16 protein-coding genes and 2 riboswitches are annotated in these 15,075 nt (G+C 57.4%); of the genes, 9 read left to right on the top strand and 7 right to left on the bottom strand.

Translation table 11 applies throughout. The annotated features are described in order from the left end of the window. Positions 1–7 precede the first annotated feature (7 nt). Positions 8–1,426 carry an alanine/glycine:cation symporter family protein gene (locus tag ACEVJL_RS08580; RefSeq protein ID WP_302668264.1) on the bottom strand — a complete coding sequence of 473 codons (1,419 nt, stop codon included), beginning with the start codon at positions 1,424–1,426 and terminating at the stop codon, positions 8–10. A gap of 103 nt (positions 1,427–1,529) precedes the next feature. Next, a riboswitch (glycine riboswitch) is annotated at positions 1,530–1,617 on the bottom strand. Continuing rightward, positions 1,618–1,704, bottom strand: a riboswitch (glycine riboswitch). It abuts the riboswitch before it with no gap. A gap of 250 nt (positions 1,705–1,954) precedes the next feature. On the opposite strand from ACEVJL_RS08580, the gene secA reads away from it, so the two are divergent. From secA to ACEVJL_RS08550, 6 genes are all read left to right on the top strand, one after another. Continuing rightward, a complete protein-coding gene (secA, locus tag ACEVJL_RS08575) occupies positions 1,955–4,711 on the top strand; it encodes a preprotein translocase subunit SecA (RefSeq protein WP_374737479.1) in 2,757 nt (918 codons plus the stop codon). A gap of 180 nt (positions 4,712–4,891) precedes the next feature. After that, positions 4,892–5,644 carry a threonine/serine exporter family protein gene (locus tag ACEVJL_RS08570; RefSeq protein ID WP_235397255.1) on the top strand — a complete coding sequence of 251 codons (753 nt, stop codon included), beginning with the start codon at positions 4,892–4,894 and terminating at the stop codon, positions 5,642–5,644. Between the two features lie 10 nt (positions 5,645–5,654). Further along, complete coding sequence (locus ACEVJL_RS08565; protein WP_008980074.1) at positions 5,655–6,116, top strand: threonine/serine exporter family protein; 462 nt, start codon at positions 5,655–5,657, stop codon at positions 6,114–6,116. Between the two features lie 15 nt (positions 6,117–6,131). Next, positions 6,132–7,016 carry a GDSL-type esterase/lipase family protein gene (locus ACEVJL_RS08560; protein ID WP_008980075.1) on the top strand — a complete coding sequence of 295 codons (885 nt, stop codon included), beginning with the start codon at positions 6,132–6,134 and terminating at the stop codon, positions 7,014–7,016. Further along, on the top strand, positions 7,013–7,480 hold the full coding sequence (locus ACEVJL_RS08555; RefSeq protein WP_008980076.1) for a DUF4358 domain-containing protein: 468 nt from the start codon (positions 7,013–7,015) through the stop codon (positions 7,478–7,480). The genes ACEVJL_RS08560 and ACEVJL_RS08555 overlap by 4 nt, the downstream gene beginning before the upstream one ends. A gap of 163 nt (positions 7,481–7,643) precedes the next feature. Next, positions 7,644–8,447 (top strand): cell wall hydrolase, encoded by an 804-nt coding sequence (locus tag ACEVJL_RS08550; protein WP_374737478.1) that lies wholly within the window; start codon positions 7,644–7,646, stop codon positions 8,445–8,447. Positions 8,448–8,494: 47 nt separating this feature from the next. On the opposite strand, the gene obgE is transcribed toward ACEVJL_RS08550, so the two are convergent. The 5 genes from obgE to rplU form a co-directional block, all read right to left on the bottom strand. Then, positions 8,495–9,775 (bottom strand): GTPase ObgE, encoded by a 1,281-nt coding sequence (gene obgE, locus ACEVJL_RS08545; protein ID WP_008980078.1) that lies wholly within the window; start codon positions 9,773–9,775, stop codon positions 8,495–8,497. 12 nt (positions 9,776–9,787) lie between these two features. Then, positions 9,788–10,210 carry a PPC domain-containing DNA-binding protein gene (locus ACEVJL_RS08540; protein ID WP_110441197.1) on the bottom strand — a complete coding sequence of 141 codons (423 nt, stop codon included), beginning with the start codon at positions 10,208–10,210 and terminating at the stop codon, positions 9,788–9,790. Positions 10,211–10,275: 65 nt separating this feature from the next. Next, a complete protein-coding gene (rpmA, locus tag ACEVJL_RS08535; RefSeq protein ID WP_235397268.1) occupies positions 10,276–10,560 on the bottom strand; it encodes a 50S ribosomal protein L27 in 285 nt (94 codons plus the stop codon). Positions 10,561–10,563: 3 nt separating this feature from the next. After that, positions 10,564–10,893, bottom strand: a complete 330-nt coding sequence (locus ACEVJL_RS08530) for a ribosomal-processing cysteine protease Prp (RefSeq protein ID WP_008980081.1) — start codon at positions 10,891–10,893, stop codon at positions 10,564–10,566. Between the two features lie 3 nt (positions 10,894–10,896). Further along, the gene (rplU, locus tag ACEVJL_RS08525; RefSeq protein WP_008980082.1) at positions 10,897–11,208 is read right to left on the bottom strand and encodes a 50S ribosomal protein L21; all 312 of its coding nucleotides are present in this window, start codon (positions 11,206–11,208) and stop codon (positions 10,897–10,899) included. Between the two features lie 257 nt (positions 11,209–11,465). On the opposite strand from rplU, the gene ACEVJL_RS08520 reads away from it, so the two are divergent. The 3 genes from ACEVJL_RS08520 to ACEVJL_RS08510 are packed head-to-tail and all read left to right on the top strand — an operon-like array spanning position 11,466 to position 14,100. Continuing rightward, positions 11,466–11,900, top strand: a complete 435-nt coding sequence (locus tag ACEVJL_RS08520; protein ID WP_235397273.1) for an MBOAT family O-acyltransferase — start codon at positions 11,466–11,468, stop codon at positions 11,898–11,900. 9 nt (positions 11,901–11,909) lie between these two features. Next, the gene (locus tag ACEVJL_RS08515; RefSeq protein WP_374737507.1) at positions 11,910–12,884 is read left to right on the top strand and encodes an MBOAT family O-acyltransferase; all 975 of its coding nucleotides are present in this window, start codon (positions 11,910–11,912) and stop codon (positions 12,882–12,884) included. A 13-nt stretch (positions 12,885–12,897) separates the two neighbouring features. Then, on the top strand, positions 12,898–14,100 hold the full coding sequence (locus ACEVJL_RS08510) for an alginate O-acetyltransferase AlgX-related protein (RefSeq protein WP_374737477.1): 1,203 nt from the start codon (positions 12,898–12,900) through the stop codon (positions 14,098–14,100). 46 nt (positions 14,101–14,146) lie between these two features. On the opposite strand, the gene ACEVJL_RS08505 is transcribed toward ACEVJL_RS08510, so the two are convergent. After that, the gene (locus ACEVJL_RS08505; RefSeq protein ID WP_374737476.1) at positions 14,147–15,064 is read right to left on the bottom strand and encodes a DUF2156 domain-containing protein; all 918 of its coding nucleotides are present in this window, start codon (positions 15,062–15,064) and stop codon (positions 14,147–14,149) included. Between the last annotated feature and the right edge of the window lie 11 nt (positions 15,065–15,075).

The raw sequence follows: 15,075 nt of genomic DNA, 5'->3' as shown, positions 1-15,075 counted from the left end.
CACAAAATTATTTGGAAGCCTTTTTGCTCATGTGACAAATCTTTACCACCACGCCCGACAAGGCAAACAGGGCGATGGCGTTGGGGATGACCATGAGGTTGTTGAACATGTCGGTGAGCTCCCACACCAGGTCATTGGACATGAGGGTGCCCAGGAAGATAAACACCAGAGCGATGACGGAATAGACGGGAGCGGCCTTCTTGCCGAAGAGGTAGATGATGTTGATCTTGCCGAACATGTTCCAGCTCAGCACCGTAGAGAAGGCGAAGAAGAACAGACAAACGGCCACGAACATGGCGCCGGCCTGGGTACCGAACACGGTACCAAAGGCGGTCTGGGCCAGGTTGGTCTTGTTGATGACCTGGGAAACCTCCTCGGTGTAGCCCTGGGCCAGAATGCCGCCGGGGGTGTACAGAGTGGAGATGACCACCAGAGCATTGAGGGTCAGCACGATAAAGGTGTCGATGAACACGCTGACCATGGCTACCACGCCCTGGTCGTGGGGATCCTTCACGTTGGCCTGAGCGTGAGCGTGGGGGGTGGAACCCATGCCGGCCTCGTTGGAAAAGAGGCCGCGCTTGGCACCCTGGCTGATGGCTTCCTTCAATGCGTAACCGAAGCCGCCGCCGATGATGGCCTGGGGCTCAAAGGCATACTGGAAGATCATAGCGAAGGTGGCGGGGATATACTGAATGCGGATGACCAGTACGGCCAGCGCGCCCAGCAGGAAGATAGCGGCCATGATAGGGACGATCTTCTCGGTGACAGCGGCCAGACGCTGCACGCCGCCCACAAAGATGAAGCCGCAGATGATAACCAGCACCACGCCCACGATCCAGGAGGGCACGCCGAAGGCGGTCTGGAAGGTAGAGCCGATGGAGTTGGACTGAACCATACAGCCCATAAAGCCCAGGGCCAGAATGATGGCTACCGCAAAGAAAGCGGCCAGGAACTTGCCGAAAGCGCCCTTAAAAGCGGTGGTGATGTAGTAGACGGGGCCGCCGTGGAAGTCGCCCTTCTCGTCGGTGATGCGGGTCTTGATGGCCAGAGTAGCCTCTGCATAGATGGTGGCCATGCCGAAGAAGGCAATGATCCACATCCAGAAGATGGCGCCGGGGCCGCCGGCCAGAATAGCGCCGGAGCCGCCTACGATGTTGCCGGTGCCCACCTGGGCGGCGATGGCGGTGGCCAGAGCCTGGAAGGAACTCATACCCTGCTCCTGCCGTCCGCCACGCAAAGACACATTTCCGAATACCTTCTTCATGCCCTCGCCGAAGCAGCGTACCTGAACAAAGCGGGTTCGGATGGAATAGAAAAGACCCACGCCGATGAGCAGGAAGACCAGAATATAGCTGGACAGGTAGGTGTTGATATTGACCACGATAGGATAAAGTGCGGCCTCTAAGGATTGCAGTGCTTCAGACATCGTTTTCTCCCCCTAAAATATCCAGAACAAAAAAGACCGTGGAAGCTTCCACGGTCTATGATGGGGCGAAAACAGACCCACGCCGAAAAAACGGCGGGGCGGTTTGTTCGTCTCTGTCCTTTTGCCTGAGAGATTGGCGGGAATTCCCGCTTTGCACCTTCGGCACTCGTGGTCGAGCTTCTCCAGAGTCACATCCACGCACAGTCCTCGTCCCAACAGGGACACCTGAGAGTGTTACTCCTTCGGCAGGCCGACGGCCATTTTCCTGGGCGCTTCGTTTGTCCTGTTCAATTGTGAATCTAACCATACCACAGGTGCTACAAACTGTCAACCCCTGGCGTACATTTATGTGCATGTGGTGGATATTTGAGGGCGGGATAGAAAGAAATTGGAGATTCTGTGAGGGAAAGTTTACAATTTGCTCTTTTTTCCGCCGAAGGCTTGTGGTATACTGAGACGATAATATGCCCGGATGGCTTTCCCGGGCGGAGCGATTTTACGAGTAACAACAACGAGGTGTGATCGAATATGAGTTTCCTGAAGAAAATTTTCGGCACCAGTTCTCAGCGGGAGGTCAAGGCGATTATGCCGCTGGTGGAGAAGATCGAGGCCCTGGAGGATGAGTACAAAGCGCTCAGCGACCAGCAACTCCAGGCCAAGACCCCGGAGTTCCAGCAGCGTCTGAAGGACGGCGAGACCCTGGACGATATCCTGCCTGAGGCCTTTGCCGCCTGCCGTGAGGCCGCCTGGCGTGTGCTGGGCATGCGTCCCTACCGGGTACAGCTCATCGGTGGTATCATCCTGCACCAGGGCCGTATCGCTGAGATGAAGACCGGTGAAGGTAAGACCCTGGTGGCTACCCTGCCTGCCTACCTCAACGCACTAGCCGGCAAGGGCGTGCACATCGTCACCGTCAACGATTACCTGGCCAAGCGCGACAGCGAGTGGATGGGTAAGGTCTACCGCTTCATGGGTCTGACCGTGGGTCTGGTCATCCACGGAGTCATGGGCCAGGATAAGAAGGCGGCCTACGACGCCGACATCACCTACGGTACCAACAACGAGTTTGGCTTTGACTATCTGCGTGATAACATGGCCATCTACTCCCAGGAGCTGGTACAGCGTGGCCACTACTTTGCCATCGTGGACGAGGTGGACTCCATCCTCATCGACGAGGCCCGTACCCCTCTAATCATCTCCGGCCAGGGCGAGAAGTCCACCCAGCTCTACACCGTGGTGGACCAGTTTGTCTCCAAGCTCACCTGCCAGCGCATTGCCAAGGTGGATGACAAGGAGGAAGAGGATGTCAATATCGATGCGGACTATATCGTGGACGAGAAGGCCCGCACCGCTACCCTCACCGCCCGGGGCATCAAGAAGGCCGAGGAAGCCTTCAACATTGAGAACCTGGCCGACCCCGAGAATACCACCCTGTCCCACCACATCAACCAGGCCATCAAGGCCCGGGGCGTGATGAAGCGGGACATCGACTACGTGGTGAAGGACGGACAGGTCATCATCGTGGACGAGTTCACCGGCCGTCTGATGTTCGGCCGTCGGTATAACGAGGGCCTGCACCAGGCCATCGAGGCCAAGGAGCACGTGGAAGTGGCCAACGAGTCCAAGACCCTGGCCACCATCACCTTCCAGAACTACTTCCGTCTCTACGACAAGCTCTCCGGTATGACCGGTACTGCTATGACCGAGGAGGAAGAGTTCGGCACTATCTATGAGCTGGACATCGTGGAGATCCCCACCAACAAGCCCGTGCAGCGTGTCGACCACCACGACGTGGTGTACAAGACCGAGGCCGGTAAGCTGCGTGCGGTGGTCAGCCAGATCGAGGAGTGCCACGAGAAGGGCCAGCCTGTTCTGGTAGGTACCGTGTCCATTGAGAAGTCGGAGGAGCTGTCCGACATGCTCAAGCGCCGCGGCATCAAGCACAACGTCCTGAACGCCAAGAACCACGAGAAGGAAGCTGAGATCGTGGCCCAGGCCGGTAAGCTGGGCGCGGTCACCGTGGCCACCAACATGGCCGGCCGTGGTACCGATATCATGCTGGGCGGTAACGCCGAGTATCTGGCCAAGGCCGACCTGCGTAAGGCGGGCATGTCCGACGAACTCATCGCCGAGGCTACCGGCTACGCCGAGACCGACAACCAGGAGATCCTGGACGCCCGGAAGATGTTTGCCGACGCCGAGGCTAAGTATAAGGACGAGATCAAGGAAGAGGCGGAGAAGGTACGTGAGGTCGGCGGCCTGTTTATCCTGGGCACCGAGCGCCACGAGTCCCGCCGTATCGATAACCAGCTGCGCGGCCGTGCCGGCCGTCAGGGCGACCCCGGCGAGAGCCGCTTCTACCTGTCCCTGGAGGACGACATCATGCGTCTGTTCGGCTCTGAGCGGGTCATGGGCATGATGGAGAAGCTGGGCGTAGACGAGGATACCCCCATTGAGCAGAAGATGCTCAGCAACGCCATTGAGAACGCCCAGAAGCAGGTGGAGTCCCGTAACTTCCAGACCCGTAAGAACGTGCTGCAGTACGACGACGTTATGAACACCCAGCGTGAGGTCATCTACAAGCAGCGCCGCCAGGTGCTGGATGGCGAGGACCTGCAGGGTTCCATCCAGAATATGATCCACACCATGGTGGAGAACGCCATCCAGGGCCATATGGGCGAGCAGAAGCACATGGATGCCGAGTCCTTCCGGGAGGCTACCGCTCTGTTCCACACCATGTTCCTCCAGCCCGGCGAGCTTGCTCTTACCGATGAGGAGCTGCAGAAGTGCAACGAGCAGCAGCTGGTGGAGCTGGTGGAGAACCGTGCCAAGGAGGTCTATGCCGCCAAGGAGCAGGAGATCGGCTCTCCCCTCATGCGGGAGCTGGAGCGGGTGCTCATGCTGCGGGTGGTTGACGAGTACTGGATGGATCAGATCGACTCCATGAACGACCTCAAGCAGGGCATCGGACTGCGGGCCTACGCCCAGACCGATCCCGTGGTGGCCTACAAGAAGGAAGGCTACGAGATGTTCGAGCAGATGGTGGCCGCCATTCAGGAGGAGACCCTGCGCCGTCTGTTCCTGGTGCGTCTGCGCAAGAACGAGGAGGTCAAGCGTGAGCGCGTGGCCAAGATCACCGGCGAGTCCGGCGCCAGCGACGGCACCGTCCGCAAGCAGCCTCAGCGCAAGGCCATCAAGATCGGCCGCAACGATCCCTGTCCCTGCGGTTCCGGCCTGAAGTGGAAGAAGTGCACCTGCACCCAGTTCCACCCGGAGCAGAAGTAAGAACCTGAAAATTAAAAAATATTTTGCGGCGAGAGGAAACCTTTTCTCCTCTCGCCGCGTCTTTTTATAATGTGAGATCGAAATCTCCAGAAAGAAGGGGAAAGGAGAAAATTTTTGTAATAAAATTGTGACTTGTTATTTTCCTGAAACATGGTATTCTGTTTCAGGGAGGCGGATGGAATGGAGTATGACGACCTGCTGAATATGGGAACGGAATTGGGCTATCAGCTGATGTTCAGCGGTGCGGAAATCTACCGTGTGGAAGAGTCGGTATACCGTCTGCTTACTGCCTATGGGCTGCAGCCCCAGGTGTTTGCCATTCCAAATTGCCTGATCGTAAGTTTAAATACCCCTCAAGGCCATCCCATCACCCGGATGCGCCGGATTCCCTCCCATGGAACCGACATTGAGCTGTTGGAGCGGTGCAATGATCTGTGCCGCCGCCTGTGCCGGGAAGTTCCCCCGGTAAAGCAGGCCAAGGAGCTGGTGGACGGTCTGAGCCAAAATAAGAGGCAATATTCCACCCCAGTGCTTCTGCTGGGCTATGTGGTGGCCGCTGGATTTTTTGCTGCCTTCTTCAACGGCGGAGTTTTGGATGCGGTCAGCGCAGGAATTTGCGGCCTTGGTGTTGGATTCTGGATGCTGTATCTGGGAGGAAAGATGGGCTTTAACGGCTTTTTCCAGACTCTCATTGGCGCAGCCATTGCGTCACTGTTGGCGCTGCTGCTTACCAGAATCGGCGTGGGAGAGAATGTGGACGCCATTACCATTGGAACATTGATGGTACTGGTGCCCGGTATGGCGCTGACCAATGCCATGCGGGAGATCATGGCCGGAGATATTATTTCCGGTGTGAACCGTACGGCAGAGGCCATCTTGACTGCTGCGGCCATCTCTCTGGGCGTGGTGATCTCTCTGGCGATTGGAATGTGAGGGGGATGCCATGGAAGTGATACAAGAACTGCTTTTACCCTGCCTGTGGGGTATGATAGCCTGTGTAGGCTTTGGATTGGTGTTCAATATCCAGGGCGGAGGCATTTTAATCTGTGGTCTGGGCGGAGCGCTGGGCTGGTTTGTCTATCTGATTGCTCAGCGCCTGCTGGGAGGCGATATTTTACCGGCCTTTCTGGCTGCGGTGTGCATTGCCATCTACTCGGAACTGATGGCCCGGGTGCGCCGTTGTCCGGTAACCGGGTATCTCCAGGTGGCGCTTTTGCCGCTGGTACCCGGAGCGGGCATCTATAACGCCATGCGCTACTGTGTGGCTGGAGAGACCGATCAATTTATTTCCACGATGCTGCATACCTTTGGGATGGCAGCATCTCTGGCTGTGGGAGCTATGCTTGCTTCCACGGTACTGCGAACTTTACTGCCGCGATTGAGCAGAGAAAAGAAGAAACATTAAAAAGAGGGCTTAACTATGCATTTTTTCTATGATAACCGCCGGCTGCTGGCCGGTGTTCTCCTGAGCGCTGCACTGCTTTCCGGATGCGCTCCCAAAAATAATTCCCAGGGCTCTGACCAGTCGTCGGCAGACGTGTCTACATCAGAAAATAACCCCGGCGGCGATGTGAGTCAGCCTGACGGCTCCAGCGTGACCGCCAATGGTTCTGCCTCCCTGCCGGAGGACGGCAGCCAGCAGGCCGCATACGACTTTTCCAAACCCTGTCCGGAGAGCCCGGCGGTGGACAACAGCTACTTTGCCGACGCTGCCTTTATCGGCGACTCCCGTACCGAGGGCCTGATGCTGTACAGCGGCATTGGAGAGGTGGATAAGTACACCTCCATCGGCATCTCCATCTTCAAGCTGGAGAGCAAGAAGGCCATCACCATTGACGGAGTGGATTACACTCTGGTGGAGGCGCTGGCCCAGAAGCAGTACAACAAGGTCTATATCTGCCTGGGGGTCAATGAACTGGGCTATTTCAACGACCAGGGCTTCTATGACTCCTATTGCCAGGTGATTGATGATATCAAGGCCAGTCAGCCCAATGCGGTCATCTACATCCAGAACCTCATCCCCCTCAACGAGGACACCATTGCCGCCCGGGGCGGATCGGAATATTTGACCAATGAGCACCTGCGGGTTTATAATGAACTGACCCAGAAGGTGGCCCAGGAGAAGCAGGTCGTCTATCTGGATCTGTACTCGGCCTTTGTGGGCGAGGATGGACAGCTGCCTGCAGATGCCAGCACCGACGGCGTCCATCTCAGCGGCGCGTACTATAAGGCCTGGCTGGAGTACTTAAAGACACATACGGTCTCTTATGAGACTCTGTACCCAGAAGGAGGAGCAGCGGAATGAAAAAGATCTTGGGCGTGGTAATTGCCTTGGTATGTCTTATGTCTTTGATATCCTGCGGCGGGAAGCAGACCACAGCCGCTTACACCAAGGAGCAGGCCCAGAAGCTTTTGGATGGATCTGTATTCAGTGAGCAGTTGGAGGACCTGGACCTGGACACGGCCTGGTCCCTGTACCAGCTGGAGGGAGCCGGGGTGAGCCGGGATCAGCTCACCGACGGAGTGGTACACCGCTCCTCCGGCGGTACCTGTGAGGAGCTGGCCCTGCTGATTTTCCAGGACGAGGAGTCCGCTAAGAACGCCAAGACCGCGATGGAGAGCTATCTCCAGAGTGAGATCGAGGAGAACAAGAACTACCGTCCCGCAGAGATTCCCAAGCTGGAGGATGCCTTCCTGCAGCAGGCGGGCAACACGGTGCTGATGGTGGTATCCACCGATACCCAAGCTGTCAAAGACCTTCTAGGTTGATTATGAACAAGAACAGAGGAGGCCGCATATGCGGCCTCCTCTGTTTTCTTGTCAGGAAATCTTTTGATGCCCTATATGAGGATGACAGGATTTACAGCTTGATGGAAAATAGAAAATCCGGTACAATTTCAGAGTAAAACCCGCTAAAAAGGAGCAAAATATCATGAAATTGAACTGGAAGCGAGGCGTGGCCGGAACTCTGGCCGCCCTTGCTCTGATACCCGGAGCTCAGGCCGCCGGGGGAAATGTAAAGCTCAGCGGTACCACACTGAGCCAGCAAGAGGCCTGGATTGAACATGGAACCAGCTATATCACCCTGGCTGCCTTTGCCCGGGAGACGGGCCGTACCCTGAGCTGGGATGGCAAGCAAGCCATCCTGGAGGGGAATGGATTGGAATTGACAGCGGCTCCCGGAGCCATCTACATCCTCTCCAACGACCGCGGTCTGTATGTGGCTGAGGGAGTGCGGGTGGTGGACGGACGCACCGTCTTTTCTCTGCGCCTGCTCTCCCAGGTAACAGGGGGAAAGCTGAGCTGGGACGCTGCCAGCGGCACTGCTCAGCTGGATACCCGTGGGACGGTCCCTGCCCAGGCCGACTATGACGAGGAGGACCTGTATTGGATGTCCCGCATCATCTCGGCAGAGAGCCGGGGAGAGCCCCTGCTGGGGCAGATCGCCGTGGGCAACGTGGTACTTAATCGAGTGGCGAATAAGCAGTTCCCAAACACAGTCAAAGAGGTGATCTTTGATGATAAGTATGCCATTCAGTTTGAGCCGGTAGAAAACGGTACGGTCTATGACGAGCCCACCGACTCGGCGGTTCTGGCGGCCAAAATCAGCCTGGAGGGGGCAGATGTCATTGGTTCGGCGCTGTATTTCTATGCACCCAAGCTCTCTCCGGTAAACTGGATCAACCAGAACCGCCCCTTTTATATGACCATCGGCTGCCACGATTTCCACCTGTAACAGCAAAACGCGGTGCATACCTGTGGTATGCACCGCGTTTGAGCTTATTAGCGCTGATATTCAAATTCCAGGTCGTACATGGACACGATATCCCCGTCCTGGATGCCCATGGCCTCCAGCCGGTCAAACAGACCGGACTGGCGCAGGTTCTTATCAAACCAGTTGCGGGACTCGTAGTCAGAGAAATTGACGTTGGAGATGAGCCGCTGCAGCCACGGTCCCTCCACCACCCAGGTGTCGTCGAACTTTTCGATGGAGACCTCACCGCTGGTATCCACCTCGGGGGGACGCTCCACATAGGTGGGCTCGTACACCGCCACAGGGGGCAGGTGCTGCAGTTCCTCGGCCGCCTTCTTCATCAGCTCGCGGGTGCCCATATGGGCGGCAGCGGAGATCTCAAAGAGCTCCATGCCCTTGGCCTTGACGTGCTCCCGCAGGCGCTCCAGAAGTTCCGGGTCTTGCATGATGTCCACCTTGTTGGCGGCCACGATCATCTTCCGGGAGGCCAGGGTGGGGGAGTACTCGGCCAACTCGGCGTTGATGGCCTCAAAGTCCTCCACCGGGTCACGGCCCTCGCTGCCCGACACATCCACCACGTGGATGAGCAGACGGCAGCGGTCGATATGACGCAGGAAGTCATGGCCCAGACCGGCGCCCTGAGCGGCACCCTCGATGATGCCGGGGATGTCAGCCATGACAAAGGAGACGCCTTCCTCCACATAGACCACGCCCAGGTTGGGGAAGAGGGTGGTGAAGTGGTAGTTGGCGATCTTGGGCTGGGCGCGGCTGACCACGCTGAGCAGAGTGGATTTGCCCACGTTGGGGAAGCCCACCAGACCCACATCGGCCAGCAGCTTCAGCTCCAGGATCACGTCCCGGGTCTGACCGGGCAGGCCCGCCTTGGCAAAGCGGGGGACCTGCCGGGTGGGGGTAGCAAAGTGCTGGTTGCCCCAGCCGCCCCGACCGCCCTTGCACAGGACGAAGGACTGGGTCTGGGACATATCACAGATGATCTCCTTGGTCTCCGCGTCCCGGATAATGGTGCCACGGGGGACGCGAAGGGTGAGATCGGCGCCGTTGCGGCCGGTGCAGCGCTTGCCGCCGCCGTCCATGCCGTTGGCCGCCACATACTTGCGCTTATAACGGAAATCCATCAGGGTGGACATGTTGTCGTCGATGACTACCACCACATTGCCGCCCTGACCGCCGTCGCCTCCGTCAGGGCCGCCGGCGGCCACGTATTTTTCCCGGTGGAAGGAAACCACGCCGTTGCCGCCGTTGCCGGAGCGGACAGTAATACGGGCGGTATCTACAAAAGGTGCTGCCATAGCGGTCCTCCTTTAAAAATTCAGTAGGTTCAGCCCCACGGTATCGCTGAAAGCGCGGCCCACTTGGCCGTCCCAGACCTGGAGAAAGAGCTCCAGCGTGGCGCTGATGGTGCAGGAGGTCAGGTGCCCGGCATATACCTCCCCGGTGACCGGGTTTCCAAAGGTGATATGCAGGTGGAGATAGGGTTCCCCGTCCTTCCGGGTCACATTCCCCACCAGGGCGGAGATCTCAAACTGGCCCTGACAGCGGCGGGCGTGGTACTGTTTTTCTGTGGTGTCAAAGATACCGATGGTAACGTCGTTGGCGGCACCCAGAGCAGATACGCAGCCCAGTTGGACCTGTTCCTGCTCCACCAGACGGGTGAGACAACTCACGACTTCTTCGCCCGGGTCCAGGCGCAGGACATAGCCCTGATCAAATTTCCGATACTCCATAAATGGACCTCCTTTCCAAAAAAGAAGCCGCAAACGAGACTCGTTTGCGGCTTTGTTCAGCAAAATTACTGAGCGATCTCCACGATAGAGACCTGCTTACGATCCTTGCCCAGGCGCTCGAACTTCACCTTGCCAGACTTCAGAGCAAACAGGGTGTCGTCGCTGCCCTTGCCCACGTTCACACCGGGGTGGATGTGGGTGCCGCGCTGACGGACCAGAATGTTGCCGGCCAGAACGAACTGACCGTCGCCACGCTTCACGCCCAGACGCTTGGACTGGGAGTCGCGGCCGTTACGGGTGGAGCCAACGCCCTTCTTGTGGGCGAAGAACTGCAAACCGATATTCAGCATAAGTTACACCTCCAAGACGGTAATATGGTCGGGATATTCCTCGGCCAAGGCCACAAAGTGTACCATGAGGGCGGTCAGAAGGGTCTGACAGGTGCTCTCATTGGCCTCACTCAGGCCGCCGGGAAGCTTTAATTGAATGGACGCATCTTTCTGCCGCACCTTGACCGAGGCCTCAAGCCCCAGTACGTCGTTCACGGCGCATTCCACCAAACGCACAGCGCTGGTGATGGCGGCACAGACGATGTCCTCTCCCTCCGGGGCAAAGCCGCTGTGACCCTGGACGGTAAATCCAGTGATGCGCTCGCCCGCGGTATGGAATGTTACGGTGGTCATAAATCAGGCGTTGATGGCGCTGATCTGCACCTTGGTGTAGGGCTGACGGTGACCCTGGCGCTTGCGGTAACCCTTCTTGGGGTTGTACTTGAAGACGCGGATCTTCTTGCCCTTGCCGTTCTTCACCACGGTGGCAACCACGGAAGCGCCCTCCACGGTGGGAGCGCCGAAGGTAGCCTTGTCCTCGTTCAGAATAGCCAGAACCTGATCGAAGGTGATCTCGGCGCCAGCCTCGGCCTCCAGCTTCTCGATGAACAGGGTGTCACCCTGAGCCACCTTATACTGCTTGCCGCCGGTTACGATAATAGCCTGCATGAAATTCAACTCCTTTATTACGGGCTCGCTCTCCTAGGCATGGGTCTGACCCATTTGAAGACCTACTCAAAGCGGCTCTAAAAGTATATCAGTGGGATATGGGCTTGTCAAGAGATTTTGGACAAAAAATCTTGAAAAAAGAGAAAAAACGGAAGGGAAGGATTTGACGAAATTGGAAGAATCGGGTACACTAATAGCTGATTGCCCGTTCTTTTTGTCTTGAAAAGCCGGGTGCAGAGAGATGAGGGGGAAATGCCATGGTTTTCAGCAGTTTGGAATTTCTGCTGGGCTTTTTGCCGTGCTTGCTGGTGATCTATTTTATTATTCCGGCCAAGGTGCGGTGGCTGCGCAATTTGGTGCTGCTGGCCTTCAGCCTGTTTTTCTACCAGTGGGGCGCCCATCAGCTGGTTTTGTTGATGGTGGCATCCATTTTGGTCAACTACTTGGGCGGTTTGATGGCCGGGCGGAGAGACCATCCGGCCTTGGCCAAATTCGGTGTGTGGTTTGCGGCGGTCCTGGGGCTTGGATTGCTGGGCTGGTTCAAATATGCCGGCTTTCTGGCCCAGACTATCTGTGACCTGGGCTTTGCCATTCCGGTACCCCATATCACCCTGCCCATTGGAATCTCATTTTTCACCTTCCAGGGACTCAGCTATGTGATCGACGTTTACCGGGGCGATGCGCCCACATAGAAAAATCCTCTGGATGTAGCGCTGTATGTGGCCCTCTTTCCACAGTTGGTGGCGGGCCCCATTGTGCGCTACACCACGGTGATGGAGGACATTACCCATCGGCGGGAGACCCTGGATGAGTTTGCCGCCGGAGTGACCCGCTTCTGCTTTGGATTGGCCAAAAGGATGGTCATTGCCAACGCCATGGGACAGATTGCCGATGGGGTCTTCAACCAGACCGCGGCCAACCTGGACCCGGGATTGGCCTGGGTAGGAGCCTTGGCCTATACCTTCCAGATATACTTTGATTTCTCCGCCTATTCGGACATGGCCATTGGCCTGGGCCGCATGTTCGGCTTTCATTTTCTGGAGAACTTCAACTATCCCTATATCTCCAAAAGTGTCACCGAGTTCTGGCGGCGCTGGCATATCTCCCTGTCCACCTGGTTTCGGGACTATGTGTATATCCCCTTGGGAGGCAACCGCTGCGTGAAGTGGAAGCACGTGCGCAATATTACTGTGGTGTGGCTGCTTACCGGCCTGTGGCACGGTGCGGCCTGGACCTTTATTTTGTGGGGCGTGTGGTTCTGCCTGCTGCTGCTGGGCGAGAAGTTCTTGTGGGGCGGTGTGCTGAATAAGACTCCCGCTCTGGTGCGCCACGGCTATACGATGCTGGCAGTGGTCATTAGCTGGGTGCTGTTCCGCAGTGTGGATCTGCCCCAGGCCTGGGCCTATCTGGGTGCCATGTTCGGCCAGACTACCGGACTAGCCCAGGACGGTCAGGCAGCCTATTACCTGCTGGAGTACTGGCCGGAGTGGCTGCTGGCCATCGTGGCCAGCCTGCCGGTGAAGGGCTGGCTCCAGGAGAAGCTGAAGCAGGGTGGGAACCTGGGGCAGACCATCCTGATCTGGGCGCCCAAGGGACTGGCTCTGGGGCTGCTGGGGCTGTCCTATCTGAAACTGGTCACCAGCTCCTTCAACCCGTTCATTTACTTCCAATTCTAAGGAGGACAGCACGATGAAACAAAAGAAAATTGCAAATATTGTGCTTGTCCTCGCCTTTGCAGGCTTTCTGGCGGCGGCTATGGTTATCACTCTGGGAAAACCCCAAGGGGGCTGGTCCTACTATGAAAACCGCACTCTGGCCCAAATGGAGGAGCTTACGCCCCAGACTCTCTGGGATGGAACCTTTGCTAACAGTGTAGAACCTACCCTTCAGGACCACGCCGCCGGGCGCAATACCCTGCTGAAGCTGTCTGCATGGATGGACATGGAGCTGTTTCATCGTCCGGTGGTCAATCAGGTCATTCCGGCGGAGGGGATGCTGCTGAGCTGGAACCCCTATGAGACGCCGGACCCGGAGCTGATCCAGCAGCAGGCCGACGCCATGGCCGGACAGCTGGGAGAACTTCGGGATGTGGTGGAGAGTTACGGCGGGAAGTTCTATTATGTGGCGGTGCCCGGCCAGTACACCTATTTTGAAGAGGTGCATCCCGACTTTTTAAATAACCGGGATACCTATACCGACCTGGAGATCCCCGCGTTCCAGCAGGCTATGGAGGAGCAGGGAGTCACTTTGATTGAAATGGGAGAAATTCTGGCGCAGCAGGGCAACCCGCCGGAATATTACTCCACCGTGGACTACCACTACACCTTTGGCGGAGCCTACGCCACCTATCTGGCTATTCTGGAGCGGATCAACCAGGACTTTGACCACTCTCTCACTGTGCTGGACGAGGACAGCCTGGTGCGGGAGACCCTGCCCAATCCCTACCTGGGCTCTCGGGCACGGAAGGTGTTTGGACTATGGGAGACGGATGAGAAGCTGGAGATCGGCCTGCCGTCCCAGCCCATTCCCTTTACTCGGACGGACAACGGCCAGGAGGTGCCGGCTACCGTGTATACGCTGCCGGGCAATGACACCGACGAGGTGGCCTACGCGGCCTATATGGGGGGCGACATTGCAGAAACGGTCATTGATACCGGCCGGGATGAGCTGCCCTCCCTGCTCATCTACGGAGACAGCTTTACCAACCCGGTGGAGGGGTTGATGTATTACAGCTTTGATGAGATGCGCACCATTGACCTGCGCCACTATAAGGATATGACGCTGGCGGATTATATTGCCCTGTACCAGCCTGACGTGGTGGTGGGCATCCGCGACTATGAATCGCTGCTGTCCACCGACTACAATGGTTCTCCCTTTGAAATTCAGCCTTAATACGTGAACAGAGGCGGCCTATTTTAGGCCGCCTCTGTTTTATCAATCAGGTATCTTCGCAGTCACAGAACTTGCAGGGCTCGTCCACCGTGACCAGGTACTTCTCCAGCAGAGTTACCGGATGGTAGGACAGCTTGCTCTTGCGCAGGCCGGGGTCGCCGGCGTCGTCCTCGCGGTTGATAAAGTGGACTCCGTCCTGGGCAAACTGCTGGGCGAACTGAGCCACCAGCATCTGATAGCAGCCCTGGTAGTCCCGGTCTGCCTTTTCAATGTGGGTAAACAGGGTGTCTCCCACGATCTCGCCCAGGGAGAAGCCCACGATCTCACCTTCCACCAGCAGCATACCGCCCAGCATATCATAGGTGGTGTAGTTGCCCAGAACCTCCCGGGTCTTGGCCAAATCCTCGTGGAAGGAGGCGGAGGGTTTGTCTACTCCGGCGGCATAGCGGTCCAGGAAGGCTCCTACTGCGGGAAGATCCTCCGGAGTAATGACCCGGAAGGACCAGTTGCCATAGGTTTTCAAAAATTTGTTGACGTGGTTGCGCTGACCGCTGAGCTTTTTGCCACGGAAGAACTGGAGATCCTCTGCCCGATATAGGTAGTCATAAGCGTCCCGGGTGGGGATGGCTGCCGAGTTGGGAAAAGCGGTTTGCAGACGGTCCAGCTCATCCTTGGGGACGGGGTAGAAGGAGATGGGCATGCCCCGCCGGCAGCAGTAGCCGGCGATCTGGCGGTAGTGTTCCGGCCGGCCGCCTCCCAGGGGGAGGGTAAAGGTGGGACCCAGGCCGGGATAGTCCACTTTGAAGTACAGCGAGCCGTCGTGGACAGCCCACTCGGTGTGGTACATGTCCCGCCACATAAACACGGTGCCGGGGGTGGTGTCACAGATACGGCTTCCGCTGTAAGCGAAAAAGTCCCACAGTTTGGGCAGATCTTCCAGTTGCAGGGGGTGAAATTCTAGCATAAATTTAAATC

It is taken from the genome of Flintibacter porci (genome assembly GCF_041925195.1).
Taxonomy (GTDB): Bacteria; Bacillota; Clostridia; order Oscillospirales; family Oscillospiraceae; genus Lawsonibacter; species Lawsonibacter porci.
This window is presented reverse-complemented; position numbering and strand designations above follow the sequence as displayed.

Bases quoted from the DNA above. Each gene is read 5' to 3' on its own strand.
- ACEVJL_RS08580 (WP_302668264.1), bottom strand. From the start codon at position 1,426: ATGTCTGAAGCACTGCAATCCTTAGAGGCCGCACTTTATCCTATCGTG.
- secA (WP_374737479.1), top strand. From the start codon at position 1,955: ATGAGTTTCCTGAAGAAAATTTTCGGCACCAGTTCTCAGCGGGAGGTC.
- ACEVJL_RS08570 (WP_235397255.1), top strand. From the start codon at position 4,892: ATGGAGTATGACGACCTGCTGAATATGGGAACGGAATTGGGCTATCAG.
- ACEVJL_RS08565 (WP_008980074.1), top strand. From the start codon at position 5,655: ATGGAAGTGATACAAGAACTGCTTTTACCCTGCCTGTGGGGTATGATA.
- ACEVJL_RS08560 (WP_008980075.1), top strand. From the start codon at position 6,132: ATGCATTTTTTCTATGATAACCGCCGGCTGCTGGCCGGTGTTCTCCTG.
- ACEVJL_RS08555 (WP_008980076.1), top strand. From the start codon at position 7,013: ATGAAAAAGATCTTGGGCGTGGTAATTGCCTTGGTATGTCTTATGTCT.
- ACEVJL_RS08550 (WP_374737478.1), top strand. From the start codon at position 7,644: ATGAAATTGAACTGGAAGCGAGGCGTGGCCGGAACTCTGGCCGCCCTT.
- obgE (WP_008980078.1), bottom strand. From the start codon at position 9,775: ATGGCAGCACCTTTTGTAGATACCGCCCGTATTACTGTCCGCTCCGGC.
- ACEVJL_RS08540 (WP_110441197.1), bottom strand. From the start codon at position 10,210: ATGGAGTATCGGAAATTTGATCAGGGCTATGTCCTGCGCCTGGACCCG.
- rpmA (WP_235397268.1), bottom strand. From the start codon at position 10,560: ATGCTGAATATCGGTTTGCAGTTCTTCGCCCACAAGAAGGGCGTTGGC.
- ACEVJL_RS08530 (WP_008980081.1), bottom strand. From the start codon at position 10,893: ATGACCACCGTAACATTCCATACCGCGGGCGAGCGCATCACTGGATTT.
- rplU (WP_008980082.1), bottom strand. From the start codon at position 11,208: ATGCAGGCTATTATCGTAACCGGCGGCAAGCAGTATAAGGTGGCTCAG.
- ACEVJL_RS08520 (WP_235397273.1), top strand. From the start codon at position 11,466: ATGGTTTTCAGCAGTTTGGAATTTCTGCTGGGCTTTTTGCCGTGCTTG.
- ACEVJL_RS08510 (WP_374737477.1), top strand. From the start codon at position 12,898: ATGAAACAAAAGAAAATTGCAAATATTGTGCTTGTCCTCGCCTTTGCA.
- ACEVJL_RS08505 (WP_374737476.1), bottom strand. From the start codon at position 15,064: ATGCTAGAATTTCACCCCCTGCAACTGGAAGATCTGCCCAAACTGTGG.